Raw genomic sequence first — 4,025 nt, 5'->3', positions numbered from 1 at the left:
TGCACTCCCTCGTACATACTCCCAGCCGTTGCCTCCGCCTAACCGCTCCTGAACGCAGACCCGCAGCTGCCGCCGCAGGCCACATCGCCATATACTCCCGTCACCGCATGCCGTCACGCTCGAAGCGAATGACACCCATCGCCTACAGCGCGAATTTAATCCAGGACAGGGTGCGCTACGCCTATGCAGTCGAAGCGCACCCTGGGCATACCCTGGGACATAGGCCGCGAATCGCTCTATCCTGCCCGCGCGACATGCGCAAGCACATCTTCATCCGCTCACAGGAAAAAGACGGCCAACTCGTCTAGATCGTCAATACTCCTGTGCGAAAACCGATCTCACCGGCGCCGCAAGTCTCCTGTGCACAAGTCTCCTGCGCGAAAACCGATCCCACCGGCGCCGCAAGTCTCCTGTACGCAAGTCTCCTGTGCGAAACCGATCTCACCGGCGCTGCAAGTTTCCTGTGTGGAAACCTGCCTTCCCTATGCAAAAGCTGACCCTTTTGCCGCTACAAACCGGCGCCGCAGCGCACTATAATTGAAGGCAACGCCAACGGTGAGGGGAACCTATTCAGGCGACGCTAGTCCGGCATCGCCCCGTTCAGGGGCCTATCGACCTCGGCCCGAGGTCGGAATCCGACGACGCATACGACAACACGGACGGCACGCGAGGAGAACTCATGACGAACCCTTGGAATCTATACGACAGTCTCATAGACGAGATCCCCGGCCACATCACTGTCGCAGCGGCCTACACCGGCACGAAGTGGTGCCGCGTGACCTCCTCCGAGAGGGGCGCAGGAATGGCCTTCGCCATGCCCGTGCGCACCCGCCCCGCCTCCTACGGCGAGGACGACTTGGCGGGGCTCCCCCTGCGCGAGGTCGCAGCTCTGGCCAAAAGTTGGAACTTGGCCGAGGCCGGCCTGGGCATGGCCGCCGTCAACGCGTACCATTCGCTGCCCAAGCGCGCCTTCGGCAACGGCTTCTCCCCCTGCCACGAGAACAACTGGGCACGTGCCTTCCACCCGTACCGCGAGGTCATCGCGGGGAAAAAGGTCGCGGTGATCGGGCACTTCCCCTTCGCCGCATCGGCGCTCGCCGACGCCGCCGAGCTTTTCATCCTCGAGCGCAACCCCGTGGAGGGCGACTACCCGGACTCTGCGGCCGAGTACCTGCTGCCCGGCTGCGACTACGTCTTCATCACCGGCTCGTCCTTCGTCAACAAGACGATTCCGCGCCTGCTGGAGCTCTCGCGCGACGCCGTGACGGTCATGATCGGCCCGTCGACGCCGGCCTCGCCAATCCTGTTCGACTTCGGCGTCGACATCATCACGGCCTTCGCAAGCGACCAGCCCGGAATGCTCGACGAAAGCCTCCAAGGCAAACTCCTAGGCGGCATGTACGAAGCGGGAATGCGCGTCGAAAAGGCCCGGCCATAGGGCGCAACGGCGGCTGGCCTGGGGCACCGGTTGCGATGCCGGAAGCCTCAGGCTGAACGACGCCGCGGACCAGGTTTAACGTCCGGATAGTGGGATGCGCGGCAGGCACGAGCGGGCCCCGGTTAGCATCGGTCTATGGATGTGGGCGTGATTTTCTCTTTTATTCTCCGGCTTTTGGGCGTTATCGTCACGGTGGCGAGCGCTTTCGGGCTGTTTTGGAAACTTGCTAAGAGTGGAAAACTGCGGGCGTGGAGGATCAAGAGGGGCGTCAGGAGGAGGATCAGGAAAAGAGCCCGAGAGGCTTTGCGAAAACAGGGCGTGCTTTCGGCTTCTCGCGGAGGGAAGGACACGGTCGCACAGGCGGAGAAGGTCGGCATGGGTGTTTTCGAGGAGGTCGCCAAGGACAGCCAGGCCCTTGCTCAGGCCTGGCTGAACCGGGAGGCTTTCACCGCCCACGTCAACGACCGCGCAGGAGCTGAGCGCCGCGCGGCCCTCGACGAGGGCGCGCGGGGCCTGTTCGACGAGCTGCTGGACATTGTGGTTGACGGGCTCTGCCGCCTGGCCGAGACCGCCACCGACGCGCCAGGTGCCGTCAAAGCGGGCGACGAGGCCAACGCTGGGCGTCATGTCGAGACGACGAAAAGGATAGAGGACCTGAAGGACCTCATCAAAATATACAGCCCGCCGAGGAATGCCGATCGCGGGCGGAAGGTTCGGTTTGGTTCTCTCCCGGCGCAGGCCGTCGGCTTCGTTGACAGGCGCGAGCAGGCCGACCTTTACGAGGCGCTGACCAAACCCGAACCGGCGGACTCAGCTGGGAAGAGGGAAACGTCCCAGCCGGCCCTCGATGATCCGCAAGCCCGCGGCTCGAATGCCGACAACAACGCGGATCATTCAACGGACGGCGCCGGTGGGGGCTCGCCGGCTGACGGCGATGGCGTGAGTTCCGACAGTGCGGGTCGTCTGGCCGACGGTTCGGGCTCGTCAACCAATGGTGTGGGGTCTTCGGCTGTGGGTGGGCCGGTTGTTGTGTGTGGGATGCGGGGTGTGGGCAAGTCTCAGTTGGCCGCCGCCTATGCCCGCGACTGCGAACAGGCCGGGTGGCCTTTGGTGGCGTGGATGGACGCTTCGAGCCGCAACGAGCTCATGGCAGGTTTGGCCGAGCTGGCCCATGAGATGGGAATCGACGAGGACGGCGGGGACGCTGTCCCTGAAATCCTCGCGGGCAGGTGCGTGACGCGGCTCAACTCCGGTGAGGGGGACCGGCTGCTCGTGTTCGACAACGTCGAGGACTTTGACGATCTGACCGGGCTGGTCCCCCACGGCCAGGGTTTGCGCGTCCTTGTCACGACAACGGTTGCCAGCCCGGGCGACAGTGCCGGGCGTCTCATTGCGGTGGGGGCGTTCACGCGCGACGACTCGATCCATTTCGTCATCGAGCGGACCGGGTTAGACGATGACGCCGGAGCGGCCCGTCTGGCCGAGGCCCTTGGGGATCTTCCTGTGGCCTTGGCCCAGGCCGCGGCGACCATCAAGCTCAATGGGTACGCGACGATAGACGAGTACTTGGCCGACCTGCGCAAGTACCGGCTTGAGGAGGTCGTCGACCGTGCAGACGGCGAGGCCTATCCTTCTGCTGTGCACGCGGCCCTGCGCATGGCCTGCACATCGGTTCTCGACCTGCTGGCTGAAAAAGACCATGCCAGAGGGGAGGAGGGTCCGGCTCGGGCAGGGGCGGGATTCACGCAGTTGGCGGCCTTGGCGCTTCTTGCCCCGTCGGGCGTGCCCCGGCCTTGGCTTCACCGGGTCGGCGAGAGCGAGCCGATTGCCCGCCAGGCGGTGGGGGCGCTTGTGGGCCACTCCGTGTGCGCCCTGTCCGAGGACGGGCGCTACGTGCGCATCCACGGCCTCCAAGGGCGCGTTCTGCGCGAGGACTACATGAGGCAGCCTGAGGTCTTCGCCGATTTGGAGGGCGCGGTCGTCGACCTGCTCAAGGGCATCGACATGGACAAGGCGGACACCGACGACGTCCAACGGACCGACGCCCTCGACATGGCCGACCAGCTCCGAGCCATCGCAGAACAACAACAAGGACAGGCACACTACTCTCCCCACGAGGCCCGCATCGGCCTGTCAAGCGTCGGCGGAATCATGAACGACACGATAGTGTCCCTCCTGAATATGGGGCGTCCGCAAACCGCCCTGACCCTCAAAGACGCCGTCGACATGCTCGCCGACGCCCTCGGCCCCGACCACCCCCGCACCCTCATTGCGCGCAACAACCTCGCCCTCACACACCAGGATGCGGGAAGCCTCCAGAAGGCCCTCGACATGCACCAGGCCCTCCTGGCCGACTGCACCCGCGTTTTCGGCCCCAACCACCCCCACACACTCACCGCGCGGAGCAACCTCGCCACCGCCTACCAGGAGGCGGGGAACCTCTCCACGGCCATCGACATGCACCAGGCCCTCCTGGCCGACCGCACCCGTGTCCTGGGCCCCGACCACCCCCACACACTCACTGTGCGTAACAACCTCGCCGACGCGCACCAGGCGGCGGGGAACCTCTCCGGGACCACCGCCAGTA

General features: G+C 65.2%; 2 protein-coding genes. Both read left to right on the top strand.

Features of this window, described 5'->3' with window-relative positions; all coding sequences use genetic code 11:
- The first annotated feature begins 679 nt into the window (after positions 1-679).
- Complete coding sequence (locus ACO48X_RS10900) at positions 680-1,438, top strand: Rossmann-like domain-containing protein (RefSeq protein WP_485002111.1); 759 nt, start codon at positions 680-682, stop codon at positions 1,436-1,438.
- A gap of 135 nt (positions 1,439-1,573) precedes the next feature.
- Positions 1,574-4,025 (top strand): tetratricopeptide repeat protein (locus ACO48X_RS10895; protein WP_485002110.1); only part of this gene is annotated, 2,452 nt, incomplete at its 3' end.

It is taken from the genome of Peptidiphaga sp., from assembly GCF_057238965.1.
Note: the sequence above shows the minus strand (reverse complement) of the source record. Positions and strands in the feature narration are given on the sequence as shown.